The sequence below is a fragment of the Allorhizobium sp. DMC15 genome, from assembly GCF_056314065.1.
Genome location: NZ_JBQUZB010000001.1, coordinates 448138 through 471628, shown reverse-complemented (window position 1 = coordinate 471628; position 23491 = coordinate 448138). Strand labels below are relative to the sequence as shown.

21 protein-coding genes are annotated in these 23491 nt (G+C 63.3%); 11 read left to right on the top strand and 10 right to left on the bottom strand.

The window, feature by feature from the left end; translation table 11 throughout:
• Window positions 1-125 precede the first annotated feature (125 nt).
• Complete coding sequence (locus ACT53S_RS02295; protein ID WP_476065784.1) at window positions 126-1334, bottom strand: acetyl-CoA C-acetyltransferase; 1209 nt, start codon at window positions 1332-1334, stop codon at window positions 126-128.
• Between the two features lie 199 nt (window positions 1335-1533).
• The gene (locus ACT53S_RS02290) at window positions 1534-3327 is read right to left on the bottom strand and encodes an acyl-CoA dehydrogenase C-terminal domain-containing protein (RefSeq protein ID WP_476065783.1); all 1794 of its coding nucleotides are present in this window, start codon (window positions 3325-3327) and stop codon (window positions 1534-1536) included.
• Between the two features lie 401 nt (window positions 3328-3728).
• Between ACT53S_RS02290 and ACT53S_RS02285 the strand changes: the two genes are divergently transcribed.
• From ACT53S_RS02285 to ACT53S_RS02275, 3 genes are all read left to right on the top strand, one after another.
• Window positions 3729-7583 (top strand): peptidoglycan-binding protein, encoded by a 3855-nt coding sequence (locus ACT53S_RS02285; protein WP_476065782.1) that lies wholly within the window; start codon window positions 3729-3731, stop codon window positions 7581-7583.
• A gap of 203 nt (window positions 7584-7786) precedes the next feature.
• Window positions 7787-8704, top strand: a complete 918-nt coding sequence (locus tag ACT53S_RS02280; protein WP_113377096.1) for a sulfite exporter TauE/SafE family protein — start codon at window positions 7787-7789, stop codon at window positions 8702-8704.
• A gap of 1 nt (window position 8705) precedes the next feature.
• Window positions 8706-9515, top strand: a complete 810-nt coding sequence (locus tag ACT53S_RS02275; protein WP_476065781.1) for a TIGR02186 family protein — start codon at window positions 8706-8708, stop codon at window positions 9513-9515.
• Window positions 9516-9517: 2 nt separating this feature from the next.
• On the opposite strand, the gene pdeM is transcribed toward ACT53S_RS02275, so the two are convergent.
• The 5 genes from pdeM to ACT53S_RS02250 all read right to left on the bottom strand — a co-directional run bounded on the left by pdeM (window position 9518) and on the right by ACT53S_RS02250 (window position 15384).
• Entirely contained in the window at window positions 9518-10243 is a 726-nt protein-coding gene (pdeM, locus tag ACT53S_RS02270; RefSeq protein ID WP_476065780.1) for a ligase-associated DNA damage response endonuclease PdeM, read from the bottom strand.
• Window positions 10244-10291: 48 nt separating this feature from the next.
• Window positions 10292-12799 carry a ligase-associated DNA damage response DEXH box helicase gene (locus ACT53S_RS02265; RefSeq protein WP_476065779.1) on the bottom strand — a complete coding sequence of 836 codons (2508 nt, stop codon included), beginning with the start codon at window positions 12797-12799 and terminating at the stop codon, window positions 10292-10294.
• 54 nt (window positions 12800-12853) lie between these two features.
• A complete protein-coding gene (locus tag ACT53S_RS02260) occupies window positions 12854-13681 on the bottom strand; it encodes a CPBP family intramembrane glutamic endopeptidase (RefSeq protein WP_476065778.1) in 828 nt (275 codons plus the stop codon).
• 7 nt (window positions 13682-13688) lie between these two features.
• On the bottom strand, window positions 13689-14327 hold the full coding sequence (locus ACT53S_RS02255) for a DUF6198 family protein (RefSeq protein ID WP_142073646.1): 639 nt from the start codon (window positions 14325-14327) through the stop codon (window positions 13689-13691).
• Window positions 14328-14445: 118 nt separating this feature from the next.
• Window positions 14446-15384 carry a methyltransferase domain-containing protein gene (locus ACT53S_RS02250; RefSeq protein WP_476065777.1) on the bottom strand — a complete coding sequence of 313 codons (939 nt, stop codon included), beginning with the start codon at window positions 15382-15384 and terminating at the stop codon, window positions 14446-14448.
• Window positions 15385-15538: 154 nt separating this feature from the next.
• Between ACT53S_RS02250 and ACT53S_RS02245 the strand changes: the two genes are divergently transcribed.
• From ACT53S_RS02245 to ACT53S_RS02235, 3 genes are read left to right on the top strand one after another with little or no spacing between them, the layout of a single operon-like run.
• The gene (locus ACT53S_RS02245) at window positions 15539-15805 is read left to right on the top strand and encodes a DUF6460 domain-containing protein (RefSeq protein ID WP_113377089.1); all 267 of its coding nucleotides are present in this window, start codon (window positions 15539-15541) and stop codon (window positions 15803-15805) included.
• A gap of 6 nt (window positions 15806-15811) precedes the next feature.
• Window positions 15812-16309 (top strand): CAP domain-containing protein, encoded by a 498-nt coding sequence (locus tag ACT53S_RS02240; protein ID WP_142073650.1) that lies wholly within the window; start codon window positions 15812-15814, stop codon window positions 16307-16309.
• Between the two features lie 35 nt (window positions 16310-16344).
• A complete protein-coding gene (locus tag ACT53S_RS02235; protein ID WP_476065776.1) occupies window positions 16345-17688 on the top strand; it encodes an MATE family efflux transporter in 1344 nt (447 codons plus the stop codon).
• On the opposite strand, the gene ACT53S_RS02230 is transcribed toward ACT53S_RS02235, so the two are convergent.
• Window positions 17664-18752 (bottom strand): quinone-dependent dihydroorotate dehydrogenase, encoded by a 1089-nt coding sequence (locus ACT53S_RS02230; RefSeq protein ID WP_476065775.1) that lies wholly within the window; start codon window positions 18750-18752, stop codon window positions 17664-17666. The two genes, ACT53S_RS02235 and ACT53S_RS02230, sit on opposite strands and share 25 nt — an antisense overlap.
• A 2-nt stretch (window positions 18753-18754) precedes the next feature.
• Entirely contained in the window at window positions 18755-19108 is a 354-nt protein-coding gene (locus ACT53S_RS02225; protein ID WP_476065774.1) for a DUF952 domain-containing protein, read from the bottom strand.
• 105 nt (window positions 19109-19213) lie between these two features.
• On the opposite strand from ACT53S_RS02225, the gene ACT53S_RS02220 reads away from it, so the two are divergent.
• The 5 genes from ACT53S_RS02220 to ACT53S_RS02200 all read left to right on the top strand — a co-directional run bounded on the left by ACT53S_RS02220 (window position 19214) and on the right by ACT53S_RS02200 (window position 22506).
• On the top strand, window positions 19214-19648 hold the full coding sequence (locus tag ACT53S_RS02220; protein ID WP_476065773.1) for a hypothetical protein: 435 nt from the start codon (window positions 19214-19216) through the stop codon (window positions 19646-19648).
• A gap of 132 nt (window positions 19649-19780) precedes the next feature.
• The gene (locus tag ACT53S_RS02215; protein WP_113377084.1) at window positions 19781-20428 is read left to right on the top strand and encodes a response regulator transcription factor; all 648 of its coding nucleotides are present in this window, start codon (window positions 19781-19783) and stop codon (window positions 20426-20428) included.
• Window positions 20429-20548: 120 nt separating this feature from the next.
• A complete protein-coding gene (locus ACT53S_RS02210) occupies window positions 20549-21217 on the top strand; it encodes a S24 family peptidase (RefSeq protein WP_476065772.1) in 669 nt (222 codons plus the stop codon).
• 12 nt (window positions 21218-21229) lie between these two features.
• Complete coding sequence (locus ACT53S_RS02205) at window positions 21230-21952, top strand: thermonuclease family protein (protein ID WP_476065771.1); 723 nt, start codon at window positions 21230-21232, stop codon at window positions 21950-21952.
• Between the two features lie 140 nt (window positions 21953-22092).
• Window positions 22093-22506: a tellurite resistance TerB family protein gene (locus ACT53S_RS02200; protein ID WP_113377081.1), complete on the top strand. Its 414-nt coding sequence runs from the start codon at window positions 22093-22095 to the stop codon at window positions 22504-22506.
• A gap of 19 nt (window positions 22507-22525) precedes the next feature.
• Here ACT53S_RS02200 and ACT53S_RS02195 read toward each other — a convergent pair whose 3' ends face one another.
• Window positions 22526-23449 (bottom strand): transporter substrate-binding domain-containing protein, encoded by a 924-nt coding sequence (locus tag ACT53S_RS02195; protein WP_476065770.1) that lies wholly within the window; start codon window positions 23447-23449, stop codon window positions 22526-22528.
• Window positions 23450-23491 lie beyond the last annotated feature (42 nt).

The following is a 23491-nucleotide window of genomic DNA, read 5'->3' as shown; positions in this document are numbered from 1 at the left end:
GTTGGGTGCGATCTGGCGGGGTTAAGCCCCTCCCCCTTGTGGGGAGGGGTTGGGGAGGGGATCCTGTGCAAAAGCCCCTCCCGCCTGCCGGCCACCCTCCCCACAAGGGGGAGGGTTGGACCCCATCAAACGCGCTCGATAACCGTCGCCGTGCCCATGCCGGCGCCGATGCAGAGCGTGACCAGCGCGGTGTTGAGATCGCGGCGTTCCAGCTCGTCCAGCACCGTGCCGAGGATCATCGCGCCGGTGGCACCGAGCGGATGGCCCATGGCGATCGCGCCACCGGCGACGTTCATCTTCGAATGGTCGACGTTGAAATGCTGCATGAAGCGCAGGACGACGGCAGCGAAGGCTTCATTGAGTTCGAACAGGTCGAAATCGGAGATCTTCATGCCGGTGCGCTTCAGGAGCTTTTCCGTCACGTCGACCGGGCCCGTCAGCATGAGCGCCGGATCAGAGCCGATATTTGTGAAGGCGCGGATGCGGGCGCGAGGCTTCAGGCCCATGCTCTCACCACCGGCCTTCGAGCCGACGAGAACGGCCGCGGCACCATCGACGATACCGGAGGAATTGCCCGCATGGTGGATGTAGTTGATACGCTCGATTTCCGGATGGGCCTGGATGGCGACGGCTTCGAAGCCGCCCATTTCGCCAGGCATTTGGAAGGACGGGTTGAGGCTTGCCAGCGACTGCATGTCGGTGCCGGGGCGCATGTGTTCGTCGCGGTCGAGAATGACGAGGCCGTTGCCATCCTTCACCGGGATGACCGACTTTGCAAAATTGCCGGCAGCCCAGGAGGCGGCAGAGCGCTTCTGGCTTTCGACGGCATAGGCGTCGACGTCATCACGGGTAAAACCGTACTTGGTGGCGATGAGGTCAGCGGAGACACCCTGCGGCATGAAATAGCCGGGGAAGTTGACAGAAGGATCCATGTACCAGGCGCCGCCCGACATGCCCATGCCGACGCGGGACATGCTTTCGACGCCACCGGCAATCACAATGTCGTCCGAGCCGGCCTTGACCTTGCCGGCTGCAAGGTTGATCGCGTCGAGGCCAGAGGCGCAGAAGCGCGAAATCTGGATGCCAGGAGCAGCAAAGTCATAGCCAGCCTCGAAGGCGGCGGCCTTCGGGATCACGGCGCCGGCTTCCATGACCGGATCGACACAGCCGAAGATGATGTCGTCGACGGTGGAGGTGTCGAGGCCGTTGCGGTCGCGCAGCGCTTCCAGCGTCTTGGCGGCGAGGCGGGGGGTCGGCACTTCGTGCAGCGATCCATCCTTCTTGCCGCGCCCGCGGGGCGTGCGCACGTGGTCATAAATGAAGACTTCAGTCATCGTCTCTCTCCCTTGGGCGCGCAGGGGCGCCGGAAATTCACTGTCCTTCGCCTACCAACTCTGGGCCAGGCGGGGCCGCATCCTCGGGGTCAACCCTCCCCCTTGTGGGGAGGGTCGGAGCGCAGCGACGGGGAGGGGTTTATCCTTACAAGGCCCCTCCCCATCCCTCCCCACAAGCGGGAGGGAGCAGGTCGCGCAATCAAAACGCTTCCGCGGCCATTTCCATCAGGCTGTCGGCGCCGGTCTCGATGCGGGCCTTGCGCAGGCCCGTCTCCGGCATGACCTTTTCCATGTAGAAGCGGCCGGTCAACAGCTTGTTCTTGTAGTAATCGGCATCGCCAGAGCCTGCGGCAAGGTTGTCGTTGGCGGCCTTCGCCATCTTCGCCCACATGTAGCCGAGCACGACGAGACCGAAGAGGTGCATGTAATCGGTCGAGCCGGCACCGGCGTTGTCGGGCTTGGCCATTGCATTCTGCATGAACCACATGGTGGAAGCCTGCAGGTCGTTCAAGCCCTTCTTCAGGCCCTTGGTGAAGAAGGCCATCTTCTCGTCATTGCGATGCTCTTCGCAGAAATCACCGATTTCCTTGAACAGCGCCATGACCGCACGGCCGCCATTGAGGCCGAGCTTGCGGCCAACGAGGTCCAGCGCCTGGATGCCGTTGGCACCTTCATAGATCATCGCGATGCGGGCATCGCGGACATACTGGCTCATGCCCCATTCTTCGATGTAGCCGTGGCCGCCATAGACCTGCTGGGCCATGACCGCGTGGTCGAAGCCCTTGTCGGTCAGGACACCCTTCAGGATCGGCGTCATCAGGCCAAGAACGTCGTCGGCGAGCTGCTTCTCAGCCTCATCGCCCGAGCGATGCGCGATGTCGGACTTCAAGGCGGTCCAGAGCGTGAAGGCACGGCCGGCTTCGTTGAAGGACTTGATGGTCAAGAGTGCGCGGCGGATGTCCGGATGCACGATGATCGGATCGGCCTTCTTTTCCGGCGCTTTGGCACCGGAGAGAGAGCGGCCCTGGATGCGCTCGCGGGCATAGTTGGCGGCGTTCTGGTAAGCGATTTCAGAGATCGACAGGCCCTGCAGACCAACGCCGAGGCGGGCCTCGTTCATCATGACGAACATGGCAGCCAGACCCTTGTTCTCGGCACCGATCAGATAGCCGGTCGCCTCGTCATAGTTCATGACGCAGGTAGCGTTGCCGTGGATGCCCATCTTGTGCTCGATGGCGCCGCAGGTGACCGTGTTTCGGGCACCGACCGAGCCGTCATCGCCGACCATAAACTTCGGCACGATGAAGAGCGAGATGCCTTTGGTCCCCTCGGGCGCGCCTTCGATGCGGGCCAGCACGAGGTGGATGATGTTATCCGACATGTCGTGTTCACCGGCAGAGATGAAGATCTTCTGGCCGGAAATCTTGTAGGAACCGTCGCCGTTCGGGACCGCCTTGGTGCGCAGCAGACCGAGGTCGGTGCCGCAATGGGGTTCGGTGAGGTTCATCGTGCCGGTCCAGATGCCCTCGACCATCTTTGGCAAATATTTCTGCTTCTGCTCGTCGGAGCCATGCACGAGGATCGCGGCGATCGCGCCCTGGGTCAGGCCCGGATACATCATCAACGCCATATTGGCCGACGACATGTATTCGCCGACGGCGGAATGCAGGACATAGGGCAGACCCTGACCACCAAACTCTGTCGGAACGGCAAGACCCAGCCAGCCGCCCTGACAATAGGCGTCATAGGCTTCCTTGAACCCCTTCGGCGTCTTGACCGAACCGTCATCCGAACGGACACAGCCCTCCTGGTCGCCGGACAGGTTGAGCGGGAAAAGCTGCTCTTCCGCGAGCTTGGCCGCCTCGCCGACAATCGCCTCGATCATGTCGGGGGTGGCGTCTTCAAAGCCCGGCAGGTTGTTGTACCGCTCGAGACCAAGGACGTCGTTCAGAATGAAAAGCGTGTCGTTTACGGGGGCCTTGTAGACAGGCATCGGTCATCTTCCTCCAAAGACTTTGGTTCCGACGGGATCGGACTGTTCCGGCTTATACAAATAATTGACGTGCGCGTAAACGTCAAAATTTATCCTGAGCCGGTTTTTCGCGCGCGGGCGGGCAGCAGTCCTCCCCCCCCGACAATGTGCGCGAAAGGGCTTGCGCGGGGCATTTCAGACATCCCTGAACTAGCCTCGGTTTGCGTATTTCTTAACCGGACTTAACGGCTTGTTTACCATGTTTCATGAAAGGTTGCGTTTGAAAGCCGATGATCGAACACCGATTCCCGCCGCCCTTGGCCGTTCTTGCGCCCAGGAGCGGGAAACGAAGGACAAAATCACCGGCACCGGACGCATCGGGGGGTGCGACGCCTTCCCCGCATCATGAAGCGAGCAGAACCATGAACGGATCTCGATCCTCCTCTCCGCGCCCCGGCAGCCCGTCCTCGCTGGATGCGCTCAGCCGTACCATCGAAGGGCTTGAGGCAAGGATCGAGGGCCTGATGAACCAATCGGGCGCCCGGGTTGCAGCACCAGAATCTGCCCCCCGGCCCCTGCCCCGCAGCCGCGCTGAGGAGCAACCTCGCCGGCTCGATCCGCTCGCCGAAATTCGCCAGCGCCAGAAGGCCCTGGAAGAAGGTCGCGCCCGTGGCGCCGAACGCGGCAGCCTCTACAATCGTGGCGACGATCAGCCTGCGCGCGTGCCCGTCCGGACACCACCGCTGTCGGAGTCGCGCCCCGCCTTCAACACACGCAGTGAGCCCCGCGCAGAGCCGGCACCGGCTGCCAGCCCGATCGCAAACCATGACGTGAACTCCGCCCTCTCCAATCTTCGCAAGGAGCTGCGCCAGGACGTGACGGAAACCCTGTCGCGTGAAATTGCCGGGCTTCGCGACGAGATGCGCGCAATCCGCGCTATCGCCGAAGAGCAGCGCCCCCAGGACGACATGCGCGCCGACATCGCGCGGCTTGCCGAGAGCCTCCAGCAGCTCGAAACCGCGCGGATGCCGGGGACTGACGGTTTGAAGCAGGATTTCAACGCGCTGCGTTCATTGATGGATGGGCTTGCCCGCGAGGAAAGCGTGCAGCGCATGGAACAGCGCTGGAGCGACGTCGAGGTACGCCTCGATGAGCTCGACACCGGCGCCATGCGCGACGAGATCATCCGGCTGGCAGACCGCCTGGACGAGATCAAGAGCCAGCTCGGCGCCATGGGCGACAGCCGCACCATCCGGGCACTCGAAGACAAGCTGATGACGGTGGCCAGCGCTCTCGAGCATATTGGCGCTCACATCGACCCGAACGAGCGTCTGGTGATGGAGCAATTTGCTGGTCTCGACCTTCGTCTGGACGAAATCACCCGCGCCATCGCTGCCAACAGCCGCGCCAGCGGACCGGCGAATGATCCGGCCACCTTCCACCGGCTGGAAGAACGTCTGGTTGGGCTCGCCCGGCAGATCGAAATGCTGTCGGATCGCCGCCAGCCGGAGCCGGACGCCTCGCAGGAACTGGCCGAGCGGCTGGAACTGCTGACGATGCGCATCGAGCAGCTGTCGGCCGAACAGAGTGCTGCACGCCTCGAGGAGCGCCTCGACCAGCTGTCCTACATGCTGGAACGCGGCCAGTCGCCGGCAGCAGCACCGGAACTGACGGGTTATCTTGCCGATATTTCGCGCAAGATCGATGCGCTGGATCAGGGCGCGGGCAACGAGCGTCTCGCCGATCGTCTCGATATCCTGGCGCGGCGCATCGAGGATCTCGACGCGCCACACCCCGCCGCCGTCATCGACGACAACGCGCTGCGCAATCTTGAGGACAGGCTGAATGCCGTGGTCGACCGGCTGGAGGAAACCAGCGTCAGCGGTTCGGTCACCGAAAATGCCAGCCTGCGTGGCCTCGAAGAGCAGATCGCCCATCTGTCCGCTCTGATCAGCCAGCCGCCGGCTGATCTGGAGGTTGCAGGCCGCATCTCCGCTCTCGAAGACTATGTCGCGACGAGCGACGAATACATCATCGAGGCGGCCCGCCAGGCGGCCGAAACGGTGATGGCCAACTTCACCCAGCGCAACCTCCTGAACGGAACGGCACAGCCCGCCGATCTTTCGGCCCTGACCGCGCTCTCCGACCACCTGAAGCAGCTCGAAGACTACTCCCGCCATTCCGAGGAGCGGACCCACCGCACCTTCGAAGCGCTGCACGACACGCTGGTGCAGATTGCCGGGCGTCTGGACGAATTGCATGAGTCCGCGCAGCGGCAGGATGCGCCTGCCATGTTTGCCCAGGCGCCCATTGCAACGGCACAGCCGGCGCGCCGGGCCGAGCCTCAGGCTCAGCCCCAGACGGCCAGCGTCAAGCCGCCGGAGATGCCGGCACCGGCCGCCAGCCACCCGATCGATGACGAGCTGCTGGCAGCCGCCGACGATTTCGCCCAGACGATGACAGCCATGCCGGTCATCGATGCAGCTCGTGAGAAAAAGGCATCCAAGCCCAGCCTTCTGGCGGGACTCGGCAAGAAGCTGATGCCGGGCAAGAAGGCAGAGAAGGCATCCCAGACCGCGAAGGTCGAGACGCGCGAGGTGATCGAACCGGCACCCTCGCTCGATCCCGTCGATGTTCTGCCGCCGGACGAGGCGAACGAACTGCTGGAACCGGGATCGGGTGCGCCCGATGTCCGCAAGATCCTCGAGCGTGTCCGCGCCAGCCAGCAAGCCGCGCAGTCCGGTGGCACGGAGCCGGAAAGTGGCGACCGCACGGATTACATTGCCGCTGCCCGCCGCGCCGCCCAGGCGGCCGCGATGGAGATGAACAGGACGCAGAAAGTCAGCCCCTCGGCAAAGGCGACCGCAAAACCGGCCGGCAAGGCCGGCGCCAAGGCGAAACCCGCTTCGGCGTCGGGACAGTCCTCGCTGTTTTCCCGCTATCGGCGACCGATCCTGATGGCCGTCGGCGCCATCCTGCTTGCCGCCATGGCGATGCCGCTGGTCAATACACTGACAAGGAGCGAAGCTCCTGCCGCGATCGAAGAGGCCGTTCCAGAAGACAATGGCGCGGTGACCCCGACCGAACCGAGCACCCCCGAACGCACCAGCGAGGCGCTGCCGGAAGCCGATGCCGTTGCACCCGATAATGGCGCGGCGGAAGCCAAGGCTCTTGCGGAATCGCCCGCCACGGCAGCAGCTCCGGTTGCCGACGAACCGTCCGCTGCTCCAGCTGCATCCACGGCTGCAGCGACCATCACCGCCGCCGCACCGACAACAGCCCCTGTCAATGCGCTAATGTCCCCCGTCGAAACGGCCCCAACCCAGACCCTGAGCGTCGCTGAGGCCCCCGCTGTTGCTTCCGAAGCGCCCTCCGCGCCAGTCGAGACAGCCACCACCGCTGCCGCCGCTCCCGCTGCGGACATTGTCGTCCCTGCCGAGATCACGCCGCCATCGCTGTCGATTGCGGCCAAGAACGGCGATCCGCTCGCGTTGTTCGAAATCGGCGCGCGCTACACCGAAGGACGCGGCGTCGCGAACAATTTTGCCGAGGCGGCGAAGTGGTACAAGCTCTCCGCTGACAAGGGTTTTGCCCTCGCTCAATACCGCCTGGCCAATTTCCTGGAAAAGGGAACGGGCCTCGCACCCGATATCAAGGAAGCCAAGCGCTACTATGAGCTGGCTGCAACTGCCGGCAATGCCAGTGCCATGCACAATCTGGCGGTGATCTATGCCTCCGGCAAGGACGGTGCACAGGATTATGCCAAGGCGGTCGAATGGTTCGGCAAAGCCGCTGAGCGCGGCGTATCCGACAGCCAGTTCAACCTCGCCATCCTCTACGCCCGCGGCAATGGAGCGGCACCGGACCTCGTCCAGTCCTACAAGTGGTTTGCCATCGCGGCCAAGGGTGGCGACAAGGATGCGGCCCAGAAACGCGACGAGGTCGCCAATGCGATGAAGCCGGACCAGCTGGAGCGCGCCCGTGCCGAGGTTGATCTGTGGAAGGCAACGCCTCTGGACCAGGATGCCAACTCGGCGAACACGCCGGACGAATGGGCCGGCAAGGGGCTGAAGACCGCCAGCATCGACATGAAGAAGGCGATCCGCAACATCCAGGCGATCCTGAACAAAAACGGCTTTGACGCTGGCAATCCGGACGGCGTGATGGGTGCAAAGACGGTGTCTGCGATCAAGGCCTTCCAGACCTCGATCGGCGAAGAACCGAACGGTCAGGTGAGCGACAAGCTGGTCAAGGAACTGCTTGCCCGCAACAAATGATCGCGCCGTCACAAAAGGCGTAAATTCCCTGCTTATGCAGGATCTCGAATTGACTCGCAGGGGATGCGGGCGCAAGAAGGAAATGCCGAGGGATCAAGTCCGATCAAATACTTGGTCTCTTCGAACTGATCTGAAAACGGGGCCGCCCAGGTCCGCACGACGTCCGCGCCGCAAGCGCGGATAATCGCATTTGAGGTCCTGACGTGACGATCTATCTGCCGATCGCCGAGTTGTCGGTCAACGTGTTCATCATCCTCGGCATGGGCGCGGCGGTCGGTTTCCTCTCGGGCATGTTCGGCGTCGGCGGCGGCTTCCTGATCACGCCGCTCCTGATCTTCTACAACATTCCGCCAGTCGTTGCGGTCGCCACCGGGGCGAACCAGGTCGTTGCCTCCTCCGTCTCCGGTGCCATCACCCACTTCCGTCGCGGCACGCTCGACATGAAGCTCGGCACGGTGTTGCTGATCGGCGGCCTTGCCGGCGCCAGTATCGGCGTGGGCATATTCTCCTGGCTGCGTCGGCTCGGTCAGTTGGACCTGATCATCTCCCTGCTGTATGTCGTCTTTCTCGGGACCGTCGGCGGGCTGATGCTGGCGGAAAGCCTTCGGGCGCTCAGGCGAGCAGCCCGCAACGAAACGGCACCTCTGAAGCGGCCCGGCCAGCACAACTGGGTCCACCGCCTGCCGTTCAAAATGCGCTTCAAGAAGTCGAAGATCTATTTGAGCGTCATCCCCATTCTGGCGCTGGGTTTTGCGATCGGCATCCTGACTTCGATCATGGGCGTCGGCGGCGGCTTCATCATGGTGCCGGCAATGATCTATCTCCTGCGCATCCCGACCAATGTCGTCGTCGGGACATCCCTGTTCCAGATCATCTTCACCACGGCCTACACGACAATCGTACAGGCCGCGACGAACTATTCCGTCGACATCGTGCTCGCCTTCATCCTGATGGTTGCGGGTGTCATTGGTGCGCAATACGGTGTGCGTGTCGGCCAGAAACTGCGCGGCGAACAGCTGCGCGCGCTGCTCGGACTGCTCGTTCTCGCCGTCGGCGTGCGACTGGCCATCGAACTGATCGTGCCGCCAGACGATATCTATTCGATTGCGATCGGAGGCTGAGATGTCGATCCGGTTTCCGACCCTTGCCTTGGTCTTGATGCTATCGCTGCTCACCATCCACCCGGTGGCGGCGCAGGATCCGCTCGCCCTCGACTTCACGGGCAAGGAGAGCCTCGATATCGGCACCTCCACCAGCGAAATCGCGATTACCTCGGATTTCTCCGGCGCAGACCTCACCATATTCGGGGCGCTCGCCAATACCGACCAGCTGCTGCTCGCCATCGGCCAATACGATGTTGTGGTCACCCTGGAAGGCCCGAGCGACTGGACGACCGTGCGGCGCAAGGAGCGGCTGTTCGGGATCTGGGTCAACCGCACGTCGATGACCTTCGAACAGATGCCGATCTCCTATTCGCTGGCCAGTACCCGGCCTGTCGAGCAGATTTCGGCCGCGCGGGAGCTGACCTCCCGCAACATCGGCATCGACCATCTGGCGCTGACGCCGACGGGTTACATCACCACCGCCGCCAACCTCGCAGAATTCCGCGATGCGTTCCGTCGGTTGAAGCAGAGCCAAGGGCTCTATCAGCGCGACACGAACGGCGTGCGCTTCGTCTCGTCCAGCCTGTTCAAGGCGACGCTCCGCCTTCCCGCCAATATCCCCGACGGGGTCCATATGGTGCATGCCTATCTGTTCAAATCGGGCGAGTTCATCGCGGAGAAGGAATTGCCGCTGCGCGTGATCAAGACTGGCCTCGAGGAAACAATCACCGAGGCTGCGCATCAGCAGCCTCTCGTCTACGGCGTGTTCGCGGTGGTGATCGCACTGCTGACCGGCTGGCTGGCGAGCCTGGTTTTCCGGAAGGATTGAGGCTAGCCCAGCAGATTGCCGTAACGCACCGAGTAGATCCGGTCGCGACCCAACAAGTGGGCGATCAGATCGCTGCGGGCGAAAAGGCCGGTGAAGGCCTTGTGGCGCAGGTCCAGGCCGCCGGTGGTCACGCCGAAGGATGGCATCACCAGACGGTTGCCATCGGTGGCAAAGCAGGGCCGGCGCACGGACTTTTCCCGGCGACGAACGGTGGCCGACGGATGGAGATGTCCGGCGACTTCTCCCTTGCCATGCACAAGGGACGGTTCGTGGCGGAACGTCAGGCCGGCCAGGGTGATCTCGTCGGCCGAAATGCCCGGCAGATCGGTCGTACCATCCGGATCATGATTGCCGTTGATCCAGATGAAATCGCGGCCACGCGCCATCGCCTGGATCATTTCCCGAAACGGCAGAGGCATCAGGGCCGAGCCCGCCCGATCGTGGAAATTGTCGCCGAGGCTGATGACCGTCTTCGGCTGATATCGGGTCACGACGCCATCGAGCAAGCGCAACGTCGCCAGCGTATCATAGGGCGGCAGAAGCTGGCCGCGTCGGGCGAAGGCCGCACCTTTTTCGAGATGAAGGTCGGAGACGACCAGCGTATCGAGATCGGGCAGATAAAGCGCACCCACAAGGTCGCACACCGCCGCAACGCCGCAGAGCGCGATCTCGGTGGCGACCACGGTCGTGTCGGGTGGCGATAGTCGCCGTGCGGTCAAGCTCGTCATGCGTCAGTCCTGCCGCTTGCGGCGTTCGTTCTGCCGGTTCCTCCGGCGTCAGGCCATGGCCTCGGCGATCAGATCGTCGGCGGCCATGGAGAGCACGTGTTCTTGCGCCTCGCCGGCCACCGGCTCCTTGCCGATCTCCAGCATCACCGGCACGGCGAGCGGCGAGATATGGTCCAGCCGTTTGTGCAGGATGTGCCCCTTGATTCGCTCCAGCATATCGGCAAGTCGGGCGATGTCCAAAAGTCCTGCGGCGGCATCCTGTCGCGTCGCCTGCATCAGGATGTGGTCCGGTTCGTGGCTGCGCAGCACGTCATAGATCAGATCGGCCGAGACCGTCACCTGCCGTCCGGACTTTTCCTTGCCCGGATGCCGCTTTTCGATCAAGCCGGCGATGACGGCGCAGGTGCGGAAGGTGCGCTTCAGCATCCAGCTCTCGTCGAGCCAGGCTTCGAGATCGTCTCCCAGCATATCCTGGTCGAAGAGTTCCGACAGGCTGAGCACGCCCCGTGTAATGCGCGAACCCATATCCTCCAGACCCCAGATGGCAAGGGCATAATCGGTGGCGACAAAGCCGAGCGGCTTGGCACCCATCCGCTCCAGTCGCCGGGTCAAAAGCATGCCGAGCGTCTGGTGCGCCAGCCTGCCTTCAAAGGCATAGACGACCATGTAGAAGCGCTCGCCGCGCGGAAATGTCTCGATCAGCAGGTCGCCACGCTTCGGCAGGACAGACTTTTCCGCCTGCAGCGACAGCCAGTCGCGCACCTGATCAGGCAGACCCGTGCGGCGATCGGGATCATCCAGCATGGCGCGGACCTGCTCGGCGAGATAGGTCGACAGCGGAAACTTGCCGCCGGCGTAAGCGGGGATCTTCGGATCCATCGAAAAGGCATTCGAGACCAGACATTCGTTGTCGCGAATGCCTTCAAAACGCAGCACCTTTCCGGCAAAAAGGAAGGTATCGCCTTGGGTCAGCTGCTCGAAGAAATACTCCTCGACCTTGCCGAGCGTCATGCCACCCCGGCCGATCGAACCCAGGTGGTTTCGCTTGACGAGCCGGACATTCAGCATCGGCATTTCGACGATGGTGCCGAGGTTCAGGCGATACTGCTGCGCCACCTGCGGGTTCGAGACGCGCCAGAGGCCCTCCTTCGTCTTGCGGATGCGGGCATAACGCTCGTAGGTGCGAAGGGCATAACCGCCCGTCGCAACGAAATCGACGATGCGGGCGAAGGTCTCGCGCGGCAGACCGGCATAGGGCAAGGCGCTCGTCACCTCGGCGTAGAGATCCTCCTCGTCGAAAGGGCCGGCACAGGCCATGCCGAGCACGTGTTGTGCCAAGACGTCGAGCGACCCCTCGCCGACCGGCGGCGTGTCCTGTGCGCCGAGATAATTGGCGTCGAGGGCCGCCTGGCACTCCATCACCTCGAAGCGGTTGGCGGGCACGAGAATGGCGCGCGACGGCTCGTCCATGCGGTGATTGGCGCGGCCAATGCGCTGGGCGAGCCGCGAGGCGCCTTTCGGGGCGCCGACATGCACGACGAGATCGACATCGCCCCAGTCGATGCCGAGGTCGAGGGTGGAGGTCGCAACGACCGCCCGCAGTTTGTTCTCGGCCATGGCCGCCTCGACCTTGCGGCGCTGCGAGACGTCGAGTGAGCCGTGATGCAGCGCGATCGGCAGATTGTCGTCATTGACCGTCCAGAGCTCCTGGAAGAGCATCTCGGCCTGAGACCGCGTGTTGACGAAAAGCAGCGTCGTCTGGAAGTCCTTCAGCACCTTGTAGACGTCGGGAATGGCGTAACGCGCCGAATGCCCCGACCAGGGGATGCGTTCCTCGGTTTGCAGGATGGTGATGTTGGGCCGCGCGCCTCCGTCTACGGTGATCACACCAGCTGCCGCGTCTACATCGGGACGTTGGCCCACGAGCCAGCGACGCAAATCCATCGGCTGGGCAACCGTCGCTGAAAGTCCGATGGTCTGCAGGCCGGGTGCGAGCTTGCGCAGCCGGGCGAGGCCCAGAGACAGCAGATGGCCGCGCTTCGACGTCACGAGCGAATGCAGCTCGTCGAAGATGACGTAACGCAGATCCTTGAAAAACCTCCCGGCATCGGAATGGGACAGCAGCAATGCCAGCTGCTCGGGCGTCGTCAGCAAAATGTCCGGTGGATTGGTCTTCTGCCGCTGCCTCTTGCCGGCCGGCGTATCGCCGGTGCGGTTCTCGATGGTGATCGGCAGGCCCATCTCGGTCACGGGCTTCATCAGATTGCGCTCGATATCGACGGCGAGCGCCTTGAGCGGCGAGATGTAGAGCGTGTGGATGCCGACGAACGCCTCGCCGGGCTTCTTCGCCCCACGCTCGGTGAGTTCGGTCAGGGACGGCAGGAAGCCGGCCAAGGTCTTGCCGGCGCCTGTCGGCGCGATCAACAGCAGGCTTTCGCCGGCGCGCGCCCGGCCAAGCAGCTCCAACTGATGGGCGCGCGGGTTCCAGCCCTTTTCACCGAACCAACGGAGAAAGGGAGCAGGCAAAAGGGACAAGGTGGAATCAGCGGTGCTCACTGCGCCAAGGTAGTGGACGCAAAGGGAAAAAGAAGGGGGATGTGACCTGCACCCTTAGTGCGGCGGGGTCATGCGACCATCGCGCAAGGCTCGCGCGGCCCAGAGGCCGGCAACCATGACCATCGTGGAAACGAGCGCTGGGCCAAGATCACCAGCGGCCGGCGTCGCCACGGAAAAATTGTAGGCCGTGTGCCAAAGCGCGCAGACGAGGATGGAGTGCTGGAATTTCAGATAAAGCCAGGACAGGATGAAGGCACCGAGAAGAAGCCCGATCGCCCAACCGACAAGGGCCGGACCAATCATATCCGCCATGTTGCGGTGGACGAAGAACAGGGGCAGATGCCAGATGAGCCAGAGCAGGGAAACCCAGAGGGTCGCCTTTAGCGCCGAGCGGTCGATCGCCAGCCACTCGAGCGCATATCCCCGCCACCCGACCTCTTCACCAAAACCATTGAGCAAGAGAACGAGGACAATCGTCATCGACCATCCAATTTCTGGCGGCACGCCAGGATAACCGAAGAAGGCGTCTGGCGCCGGCCAGCCCATCCCCCGGACGCGGTCAATCAGGATCGCAAGGACCAGCAGCAGGAGCGGGAGAAGGACAAGCAACAACGCCAACCAATGGCGCACCGGCAGACGCACGCATCTGCGCAAGAGATCGATCAGACCTGTCCTGCCTTCGAAAACTGCCGTCGAGACCATGGCTCCGACAAGCGGCCCCGCGAGGCCTGGCAGATGTGTGGCTGGCGAGCCCGGCTGTACCATCTGCCCCGTGAGGAACATCCATCCCCAGTAGGTCCAGGAGAATGCCAGCGTAACGCCGTAGAAGACACCCAGGCGTGCCAGGAGAATTCGGGAGTTGGCGGAGGGATCAACCGACAAGAGCGCCCTACCTCAGCGCGATATACCGATCGGAGCGGTGATTGATCGCTAGAAACAGGTTCAGCACGACGGCGCCGATCACCGAATAGAGCACCACGCTAGGGCTGACGACTGCGAAGGCCAGCGCCATGACGCAGAGGTCGAAGGCCAGTTGCACAAGCCCTGCACGAATGCCGAAGCGATCCTGGATGTAGACTGCGAGAATGCCGAGACCGCCGAGGCTCGCCCGGTGGCGGTAAAGCGCCAAAAGTCCGAAACCGAGCAGCAGACCACCGAGCACGGCGGCCCAGACCGGCGCGATGCTCTCGATCACCAGGAACCGGCTTTCGATTTCAACCAGGAAGGAGGTCAATCCGACGGCGATGAAAGTCTTGATGGTAAAGTCGAGGCCGACGCGGCGGAAGGACAGAATGTAGAAGGGAAGATTGAGCAGGAAGAAGAGCAGACCAAAGCTCCAGCCGCTCCAGTAGTGCAGGACGAAGGCGAGGCCCGCCATGCCGCCGGTCAGGAGGCCGACCTTGGCGAGGAAGTACAGCCCCAGCGCCGCAATGAGACTGCCGGCCACGAGACCCTGCAGATCTTCTGCCGGCGTGTGGCGGGTCGGGTTGGAATTCCAGATGCCCAGCATGCTCGTCATTTGCGCCATCACATCTCTCCGGAAAACGAGGCCTCCCGAGTGCAAATGCTACGCGAGAATCCCAGCTTCGCAAGAGCGATGGGTCAGGAAACCTGACCTAACGATCAAATCGCAAGAATGCTGCTTTTCAGGGCCTTCTCGACGCAAGAAACAGGATGCCGGAGACCGGTTTGCCGGCATCCATGCGAATGGTCGTCCGCCGCAGTTTCAGAAGGTCAAAGCCGTTTTCGGAAAGACGCGTCCGCACATGCGGCTCGGTGTGGGCGTAACGGAGGCTCGGCGCGAGCTGGAACCCCTCTCCGTCACCCGCATCCTCGACGGAAAATGCAAACAATGCGTCAGGCTCGGCGAGTGCCGCTGCAAGCATAAAGGCATTGCCGAGATCGCCGAGATACATCAGCACATCGGCAGCCGAAACGAGACCGGCACGCGCCTCCCGAAGCCCTCCGACGAACAGGCCCGATGCTGCCGCATCCAGAGACAGATCCGCCTTTGCCAGGAGATCGTAGAGCTTTTTCTCTCCGGCCTTGGCCAGCATGTTGAGCGAGAGATCGAAGCCTTCCAGCCTGTCCGTACGCTGCCGGATTTCGGCGCCGAACAGACCCGTGCCGCAGCCGAGGTCGACGGTGGTTGCAAATCTTTCCGGATGATGCTCGGTCACCAGGGCGGCAAGCTTGGCCGGCACCGTATAATCGAGCCGCTCGACCAGTGCCTTGTCGAAACGATCGGCGTAGTCATCGAACAAGGCTTCGACATAGGCGCTTGGCGGCGCGTCCGGAACGTCTTCGGCTCCGAGAAGAGCGAGCTTCAGCCGCGCGCCAAAAAGGTCCTCGGCATCCCGCTCCAGCACCTTGCGCAGCGCCGCCACGGCCTTGTCCTTCGCGCCCACCTTCTCCGCATAATCGGCGAGACGCACGAGACCCGCCGGCCAGTCGGGGGCCAGTTCGAGGGCCTGCTCCATCAGTTCGACGGCCGCCTCATGTTCGCCATTGTCGGCAAGCATGCGGGCGTAGTCGGCGCGGCGATCGGCGATCACGTCGCCGGATGAGAATTGCGTGGGATGCATCGGCCCGTTCCTCAGTGCCTTTCCCGAAACGGCAAGGCGCGCGGTCTTGACCGATCGGCGGAAAAAACTCAAGTCCTATCGGCAGGACCGCATCCGGCGGCTTGCGCGGACAGGGCGGTGCGCCCATATCTCTCGGTATCAACAGGAGACAGGCATGGCAGACGGCATCAATCGATTTCTCGGCGACACACCCGGCAGAACGCTGGTCAAGCTGATCGTCGTCTCGCTGATCGTCGGCTTCGTCATGGCCGTCTTCGGTCTGGAGCCGATGGATCTGATCAACGGCATCCGCTATTTCATCATCGATCTCTGGCATACCGGTTTCGATGCCTTGGGGCGCGTCGGACAGTATTTCCTGATCGGTGCGACGGTGGTCATCCCGGCCTTCATCATTCTGCGCCTGTTCGCCTCGCGGAACTGATCGCCGATGACAATGCCCTCCCTGCCGCGCCGGCGGCTGCTTCTTCTGTCCGCAGGTGGCCTTGCCGCTGCCATGGCCGGATGCCGCACGACCGACGTCCTATCCCCAACCGACGGCCAGTCGCGGGTGGAGACGGAGGCAGCGCTCGCCATGGTCAACACACTTCGCCAGTCTCGCGGGCTTTCGGCGCTCAGCCGCAACCCGCAGGCCGAAGCCGCTGCGGTTGCCCAGGCAAAACGCATGGCCCGCGCCGGGCAAATGTCTCACCTGATCGGTTTCAACGACAGTTTTGCGGCCCGCATGAAGGGGCATAGTGTGCCCCTGCCCGCTGCCGAGAACATCGCGACGGGCCAGGATACGGTCCAGCGCGCGGTGCAGGCCTGGATCGATTCCAAGCGCCATCTCGACAACATGCTCGGCAAGTTCAACGGGCTCGGCGTTGCGGTCGCCTGGGATGCCTCTTCCGGTAACCGGCCTTATTGGGCCATGGTGCTCTCGGCCTGAGTGATTCCCCGCTCCGGTCCCTGCCGGAGCATTCGATGAGCCATCCCTCCATTCCATCCCGTCACATCGAGGTTTCCCACCGGAGCGTGCTGGCGATCGCGGTGCCGATGACTCTCGGCTTCGTCACGACGCCGCTGCTCGGCCTGACCGATACTGCTGTCGTCGGGCGCTCCGGGTCGGCCGAAGCGCTGGCCGGCCTTGCCATCGCCGCCGCTCTCTTCGACCTGCTCTTCGCCAGCCTCAATTTTTTGCGCGCCTCGACCACGGCCCTGGTGGCCCAGGCGCAGGGGCGCGGGGAAACCGATGAACTTTTTGCGGTGTTCTGGCGCTCCATCGCGCTGTCCGTTGGCTTCGGTCTGCTGATCCTGCTGATGGCGCCGTTGATCATCCATGCAGGGCCTGTCCTGATGGGCGCCAGCGGCGACGTCCAGACGGCCGCAGCCACCTATATCGGCATCCGCATTCTCGCCGCGCCCGTCACGCTGTGCAATTTCACGCTGCTCGGTTTCGTCCTCGGACGGGGACTGGGATCGGTCGGACTTGCGCTTCAGCTCCTGCTCAACGGCGTCAACATCGCCATGTCGATCCTGCTCGGCATTACCTTCGGCTACGGCATTGCCGGGGTCGCCTGGGGCACAGTCATCGGGGAAACGGTCGCCTTGCTTGCGGGCCTCGGCTTCGTCTTCTGGCGTTACGGTGCCGCAGCCTTTCCGCGCATGTCGATGCTAACCGATGGCGCCAAGCTCATGGCGCTCTTCCGGCTCAACCGGGACATCCTCATCCGCACCTTCTCGCTGATCACCGCCTTCACCGTGATGACCCGCATCGGCTCCGGTTTCGGTGCTATCACGCTCGCCGCCAACGCCGTGTTGATGAACTTCTTCATGATCGCGAGCTTTTATCTCGACGGCATGGCGACAGCCGCAGAGCAGATCGTCGGCGAGGCGGTCGGGGCGCGCCAGCGCAAAGCCTTCGTCAAGGCGGTCCAGCTCACGGGCCTCTGGTCCTTCGGCCTCGCAGTTGCCAGCGTGTTCTTCTTCCTCGCCTTCGGGAACGCGATCATCGGTTTCATCACGACGGCTGGCGATGTCCGGGCGCTCGCCGAAAACTATCTGCCCTATGCGGCCCTAACCGCCCTGACCGGCGCGCTCGCCTTCCAGATGGACGGCGTCTTCATCGGCGCCACCTGGTCGTCGGAGATGCGCAACATGATGATCCTGGCGCTTCTCGGCTATCTCGCAAGCGTGGCCGCCCTCGTACCGCCTCTCGGCAATCACGGCCTGTGGATCGCGCTCAACGTGTTCCTGGCGTTGCGCGGCCTGCTGCTCCTGTCACGCTTGAAGGCAAAGACGGATCAGACCTTTGCCGTCAGCCAGTGATCCAGTCTGCTGTCGCGTAGCTCACGGATATTCGACACTCCCTCGCGGTCAAGCAGGGACGACAGGCCTCGCAAGATGCGCCCAGGCAACGCCGGCCCTTCATAGACCATGCAGGAATAGAGCTGGACGAGATCGGCACCGGCACGGATCTTCTCGAGCGCCGTTTCGGCCGACGAGACACCGCCTACCCCGATGATCGGCAGGTTGGGACCGACGCGCTTGCGCATGCGGGCGAGGACGGCCGTGGACTTGTCGAAGAGCGGCGCGCCCGAGAGGCCGCCGGCTTCGGCCGCATGCGTGCGGTCCGACAGGCCGTCGCGTGACAAGGTCGTGTTGGAGACGATCAGGCCGTCAAGATCATGGGCAAGCGCCACCTCGGCAATGTCGTCCATGCCTTCTTCGGTCAGATCGGGGGCGATCTTCAGAAACACCGGCAGGCGCTTGCCGGCGCGGATCGCCTCTTCCGAGCGAGCGGCGAGAACGGCCGACAGAAGCGCATCAAGGCTTTCCTTGGCCTGCAGGTCGCGGAGGCCGGGCGTGTTGGGCGAGGAAATGTTGGCGGTAAAATAGCCCGCGACATAATAGAAGCGGCGGATGCCGGCGACATAATCGGCGATCCGGTCGGTCGCATCCTTGTTGGCGCCAATATTGACGCCGACGATGCCGGGCCGGCTGCCACGTGCGGCGAGGCGTGAGAGCGCCGCTTCATGGCCGCCATTGTTGAAGCCGAGGCGGTTGATCACCGCGCGATCGCGCTCCAGCCGGAAGATCCGCGGCTTCGGATTGCCGGCCTGCGCCTTCGGCGTCAACGTACCGACTTCGGCGAAACCAAAGCCGAGCGCCAGCAGGGCATCCGGCACTTCCGCATTCTTGTCATAGCCGGCGGCCATGCCGAGCGGATTTTCGAACCGTATGCCCGCCACCGTCTGGATCAGACGTGGATCAGCGTTCGAACGGCAGGCCGGCACAAGGCCCGATTTCAGCGCCGCGATCGACAGGCCATGGGCCGTTTCCGCATCGAAGAGAAACAGGCCGCGCCGGCCGAGCGAAAAAAGATCGGGCATGATCACGCCTCCTGGAATTCAGCTGGGAAGACATGGGCGCCGTCGGACCCGAGCGGCAGCGGCTTTTCCCAGAGCACGGCATCGAGCGGCAGATCGGCGAACAGATGCGGGAAGAGATCGCCGCCCCGCGACGGCTCCCATTTCAACGTTTCGCCAAAGACGGTCGCGTCGACCGCCACCAGCAGCAGGTCGGCTTCGCCGGAAAAATGCAGCCGCGCCGTCTCGACAGCCTGGGCGCCCGTCGAAAAATGAATGTAGCCGTCCTTGCGATCGATCGGCGCCCCCTGGAAAACGCCCGTCTTTCGCGCGTTTTGCCATAATTCTCGCGGCACAATCTTGTATATGGTCTTCACCACGGCCCGGTTCCTCGCTGATGATCAGGCATCGGGCTGCGGTTTGCCGCAAACCGCCGCAAATGTCCACGCCAGGGCGTCCGTCATTCGGAGCAAAAGGAGGAGACGATGCGTTTTTCCAAGTTCCTGGGCCTGCCGCTCGCCACAGCCGTTCTCGCTTTCGCCGTGTCGACGTCGTTCGCCATCGCACAGGATGGCGGAACCGATCGCTATACACTGGAGAGATCCGAGAGCGGCTTTGTCAGGCTCGATCGCCAGACCGGTGCCGTGACGCTCTGCACCGAAACCGAGGGCACGCTCACCTGCCGGATGGGCGCCGACGAGCGGGCGGCCTATGATGCCGATCTCGCCCGGCTGGAACAGCGCGTAACCGCGCTCGAACGACAACTCGCCTCCGCTCCTCGAGCCACCGGCGAACCTCTTCCGAGCGATGCCGAAATCGACCGTTCGATCGGCATCATGGAGCGCTTCATGCGCGCCTTCTTCAACCTCGTGCAGGAGTTTCGCAGCGAAGAGGCAAAGCCTCTGCCCGACCGAACGTGACGCGTCGCCCATGCGTGAGCGTATTCCGTGAACAGCCCTTGCCTACAACCATTGTCTAGTGGCGCAGCAAGCGCTAAAAGATAAGAACGCGATCACGCGCAAATGACATCGCTCTTGGGAGGGGGCTTTGACATGGCTGCATCGACCTTCATCATCGCCGACGATCATCCGCTGTTCCGTGGTGCGCTGCGCCAGGCGGTCACCGGTATCGACGGCACCCAGACCATCATCGAGGCCGGCGATTTCGAGGCCGCGCGCAAGGCGGCGGCAAGCCATCCGGACGCGGATCTGATGCTGCTCGATCTCGCCATGCCCGGCGTTTCCGGCTTTTCCGGGCTGATGTCGCTCAGGGCCGAATTCGCCAGCCTGCCGCTGGTCATCGTCTCGGCCACCGACGATCCCGTCACCATCCGACGGGCACTCGAACTCGGCGCGTCCGGTTTCATCTCGAAATCGGCCGGGATCGAGGATATCCGCGCCAGCATCCAGTCCGTGCTGGAGGGGGATATTGCCACCCCGGCCAGTTATGCCGGCGGGCAGGAGACCGACCCCGACGTCGCCGATCTGATCAACCGTCTGCGCACGCTCACGCCGCAGCAGAGCCGCGTGCTCGGCATGCTGGGCGAGGGGCTGCTCAATAAGCAGATCGCCTATGAGCTCGGCGTCTCGGAGGCGACCATCAAGGCGCATGTGTCCGCGATCCTGTTGAAGCTCAAGGTGGACAGCCGGACCCAGGCCGTGATCCAGCTCGGCAAGATCAACATGGCCATGGTGGCTTGATCCGGATTCGACCCGAGGATTTTATTCCTTTTTGCTTTACTCGCAGGCCCTGCTCCAGTATTGTTCTTGCGATTGCCGGTTAGGATCATTCGACCTTCCGGCGCCGGGTGGGGCGCGAAGATGCTTTCGCATGACAGCATATGGGCCGCGATTGACAGGCTGGCGGAGCAGCACGCGCTGACGCCGTCCGGTCTCGCGCGTCGTGCCGGTCTCGACCCCACCTCCTTCAACAAATCCAAGCGCGTCGGGGCGGACGGGCGGATGCGCTGGCCGTCGACCGAGTCCATCTCGAAGGTGCTGGAGGCAACCGGCGCCAGCCTCGACCAATTCATGCGCTACGTGTCCCCGGAAGGCCTGCGGACGCGCCAGATTCCCGAAGGCTCCTTTCCGCCCCAGGCAAGCTCGATTCCCTTGCTCGGCATGGCACAGGCCGGTGCTGGCGGCTTTTTTGATGACGGCGGCTTTCCTGCCGGCCAGGGGTGGGATCTCGTCGAGTTTCCGGCTGCACCCGGCCGCAACAACGGTGTCTATGCGCTCGAAGTCCAGGGTGAGAGCATGAAGCCGCTCTACCGGGACGGCGATATCCTGATCGTCGAGCCGGGCGCACAGGTCAGGCGCGGCGACCGTGTCGTGGTGAAGACGCGCGAGGGCGAGGTCATGGCCAAGATCCTTGCACGCCAGGGCGCCAAGACAATCGAGTTGCAGTCCCTCAATCCCGAACATCCGCCGCGCAGTCTCGAGATGAGCGACGTGGAATGGGTGGCGCGGATCATCTGGGCAAGCCAGTAGGAATTGCGACCTATGCGACGCACCCTCACCTTGATCGCGGGCGTGGCCGGGCTCCTTCTCTGGGGCTTCCTGGTGGTCACCGCCGGCCAGAGCTTTCGCGAGGATCCGGTCGATTACGACATGCAGGATCTCGACGTGCCGGATCCCGCAGAACTCGACTTGCCGGATGTCAGTGCTGCGCCTGGGGTCCCGGCAGCGCCCCCGACAGAGACGGCTGATCTCAAACCCCGGCGCCAGGTGCGGGCGATCGAGCCGCAGCAATTCGCTTCGCCCGCCTTTGCCGACACCGGCGATCTCGAACGGGTGGAGGCGCGGGCGCCGCTTGCCGACCCGCCGAAACGCGCCAAGGCCAAGGTGGTTCTGCTGCATCGACCGACCAGCCTGCAGGCAGGTGTCATCGGGTTCGGGGAAAGCCAGACGCTGAGGCTGGTCGACATCACGGCAACGGAACTTGATCGCAGCTGCCGAGATGCCACGAACGCCACCTGGCCCTGCGGGGTGATGGCCCGCACACAGCAGCGGCTGTTCATCCGAAACCGCTCGCTCGCCTGCGAAACCTCAAGCACCGCCTGGCAGGGCGAAATCCGCACACGGTGCTGGATCGGATTGCAGGACGTGTCCGCCTGGCTTGCCAAACAGGGCTGGGCCGAGGCGGAGCCCTCATCCTCTCTTGCCCCACTGACCGAACTCGCCCGCGCCGAAAGACGCGGGCTTTTTGGTGAGGCGGTGCGCTAGAGGTTCTCCTGCCCGCGCACAGACCCTGCCGTTCCACCCTGCCCGGTGTGATGAAAGGACGGTCACTTCGCTTGAAAGGCGGCCCGGCACTTCCTACTCTCTCGCGAGACACTGAAGCCAGCAACAGGAACAACACATTCATGACCAACCACGTCTCCCCGCAAGAGGCCCTGATCTTCGTCATGGTGATGGCGTCTGCGGTCGACAATGCCATGGCCGAGACCGAACTGGTGCGCATTGGCCAGTTGATCGACATCCTGCCGGTTTTCGACGATTTCGAGAAAGAGGACCTGCTCGACGTGTCGCAGCGATGCGCCAAGATCCTGGCCGGCCCGGAGGGTCTTGAGATCGCATTGGAGACGATCCGAGACGCGCTGCCGGAAGCGCTGCACGAGACGGCCTATGCGCTGGCCGTCGAAATCGTCGCCGTCGACCTCTCGGTCAAGCGGGAAGAACTGCGTCTCCTGGAACTGCTGCGTGACCGGTTCCGGCTCGACAAGCTCACCTGTGCCGCGCTCGAGCGCAGCGCATCGGCCCGATACCGGCGCATCTAGGTTCTTCGCGTCCGGAACCTCAATAAAGTCCGGCGGGGAAATAACGCAGATAGATTTCTTCGAGCCTGCCGTTTTTCGACAGGGCGGCCAGTCCGCTTTCCAGCGCTGCAGCAAGGTTTTGATCCTTGCCTGCGACCATCACGGTCATGCCTTCTCCCAGATGGGCTTCCGAAAGATAGGCACCGTCAAGGAAGACACAGCAATTGCCCGCCGCCGGGCTCTGCATCCAGAAGGAGAGTTGCAGCGCGTCGGCAAAAACGGCATCGATGCGCTTGTCGCGCATCGCCTGCATCATGCTGTCGCGATCCTTGAAGGGGACCGGGCGGATATCCGGAAAGAAAGCCTTCATCATCGCCGCATGGGCGGTGTTTTCGACCACGCCGACCGGTCGCCCAAACAAGGCCCCGGCATCGGCGCGGGTGAGCCGCTTCTGACGGTTGACCAGGAACCGTGCCGGCAGCAGCAGATAGGGCCTCGTAAAGCGGAACCGTTCGCGCAGCTCCGTCGTCACCGCCACACCCGCGAGGACCGCTTCGCCCTGCCCCGCATCCAGCGCATCCGCCAGTTGCTCATACGGCAGAGCCTGAATCTGACAGCGCGTCTGCATGGCGAGTTCTTCACACAGGGCACGGGCGAGATCGACATGGAAGCCTGAAAGTCTGTCCGCCTGATCGATAAAGTTGAACGGAGGGAAGTCCGTCGTCGTCAGGAAACGCAGGCGCAGCATGCCGCTGATGTCGGGCCGGACAAGCCGCTCCCGGGCGTCGAACAACACCGGCAGGTCTTCGGTCGCCCGCCCGTGCAAGGTCGCATCATCTTCAGACTGCCCAGCAGCCCCTTGCTGGGCCGGTGCATGCGTCGCCGACAAGGGTAAAACCAAGGCGAGCACAAGAATCCGTCGCCACAACCCGACAAAATCTAGGGATGAAACTTTAGCGCGCATCTCTATCATCTTCTACCGGGGAAAGTGGGGGCGTCATCGCGA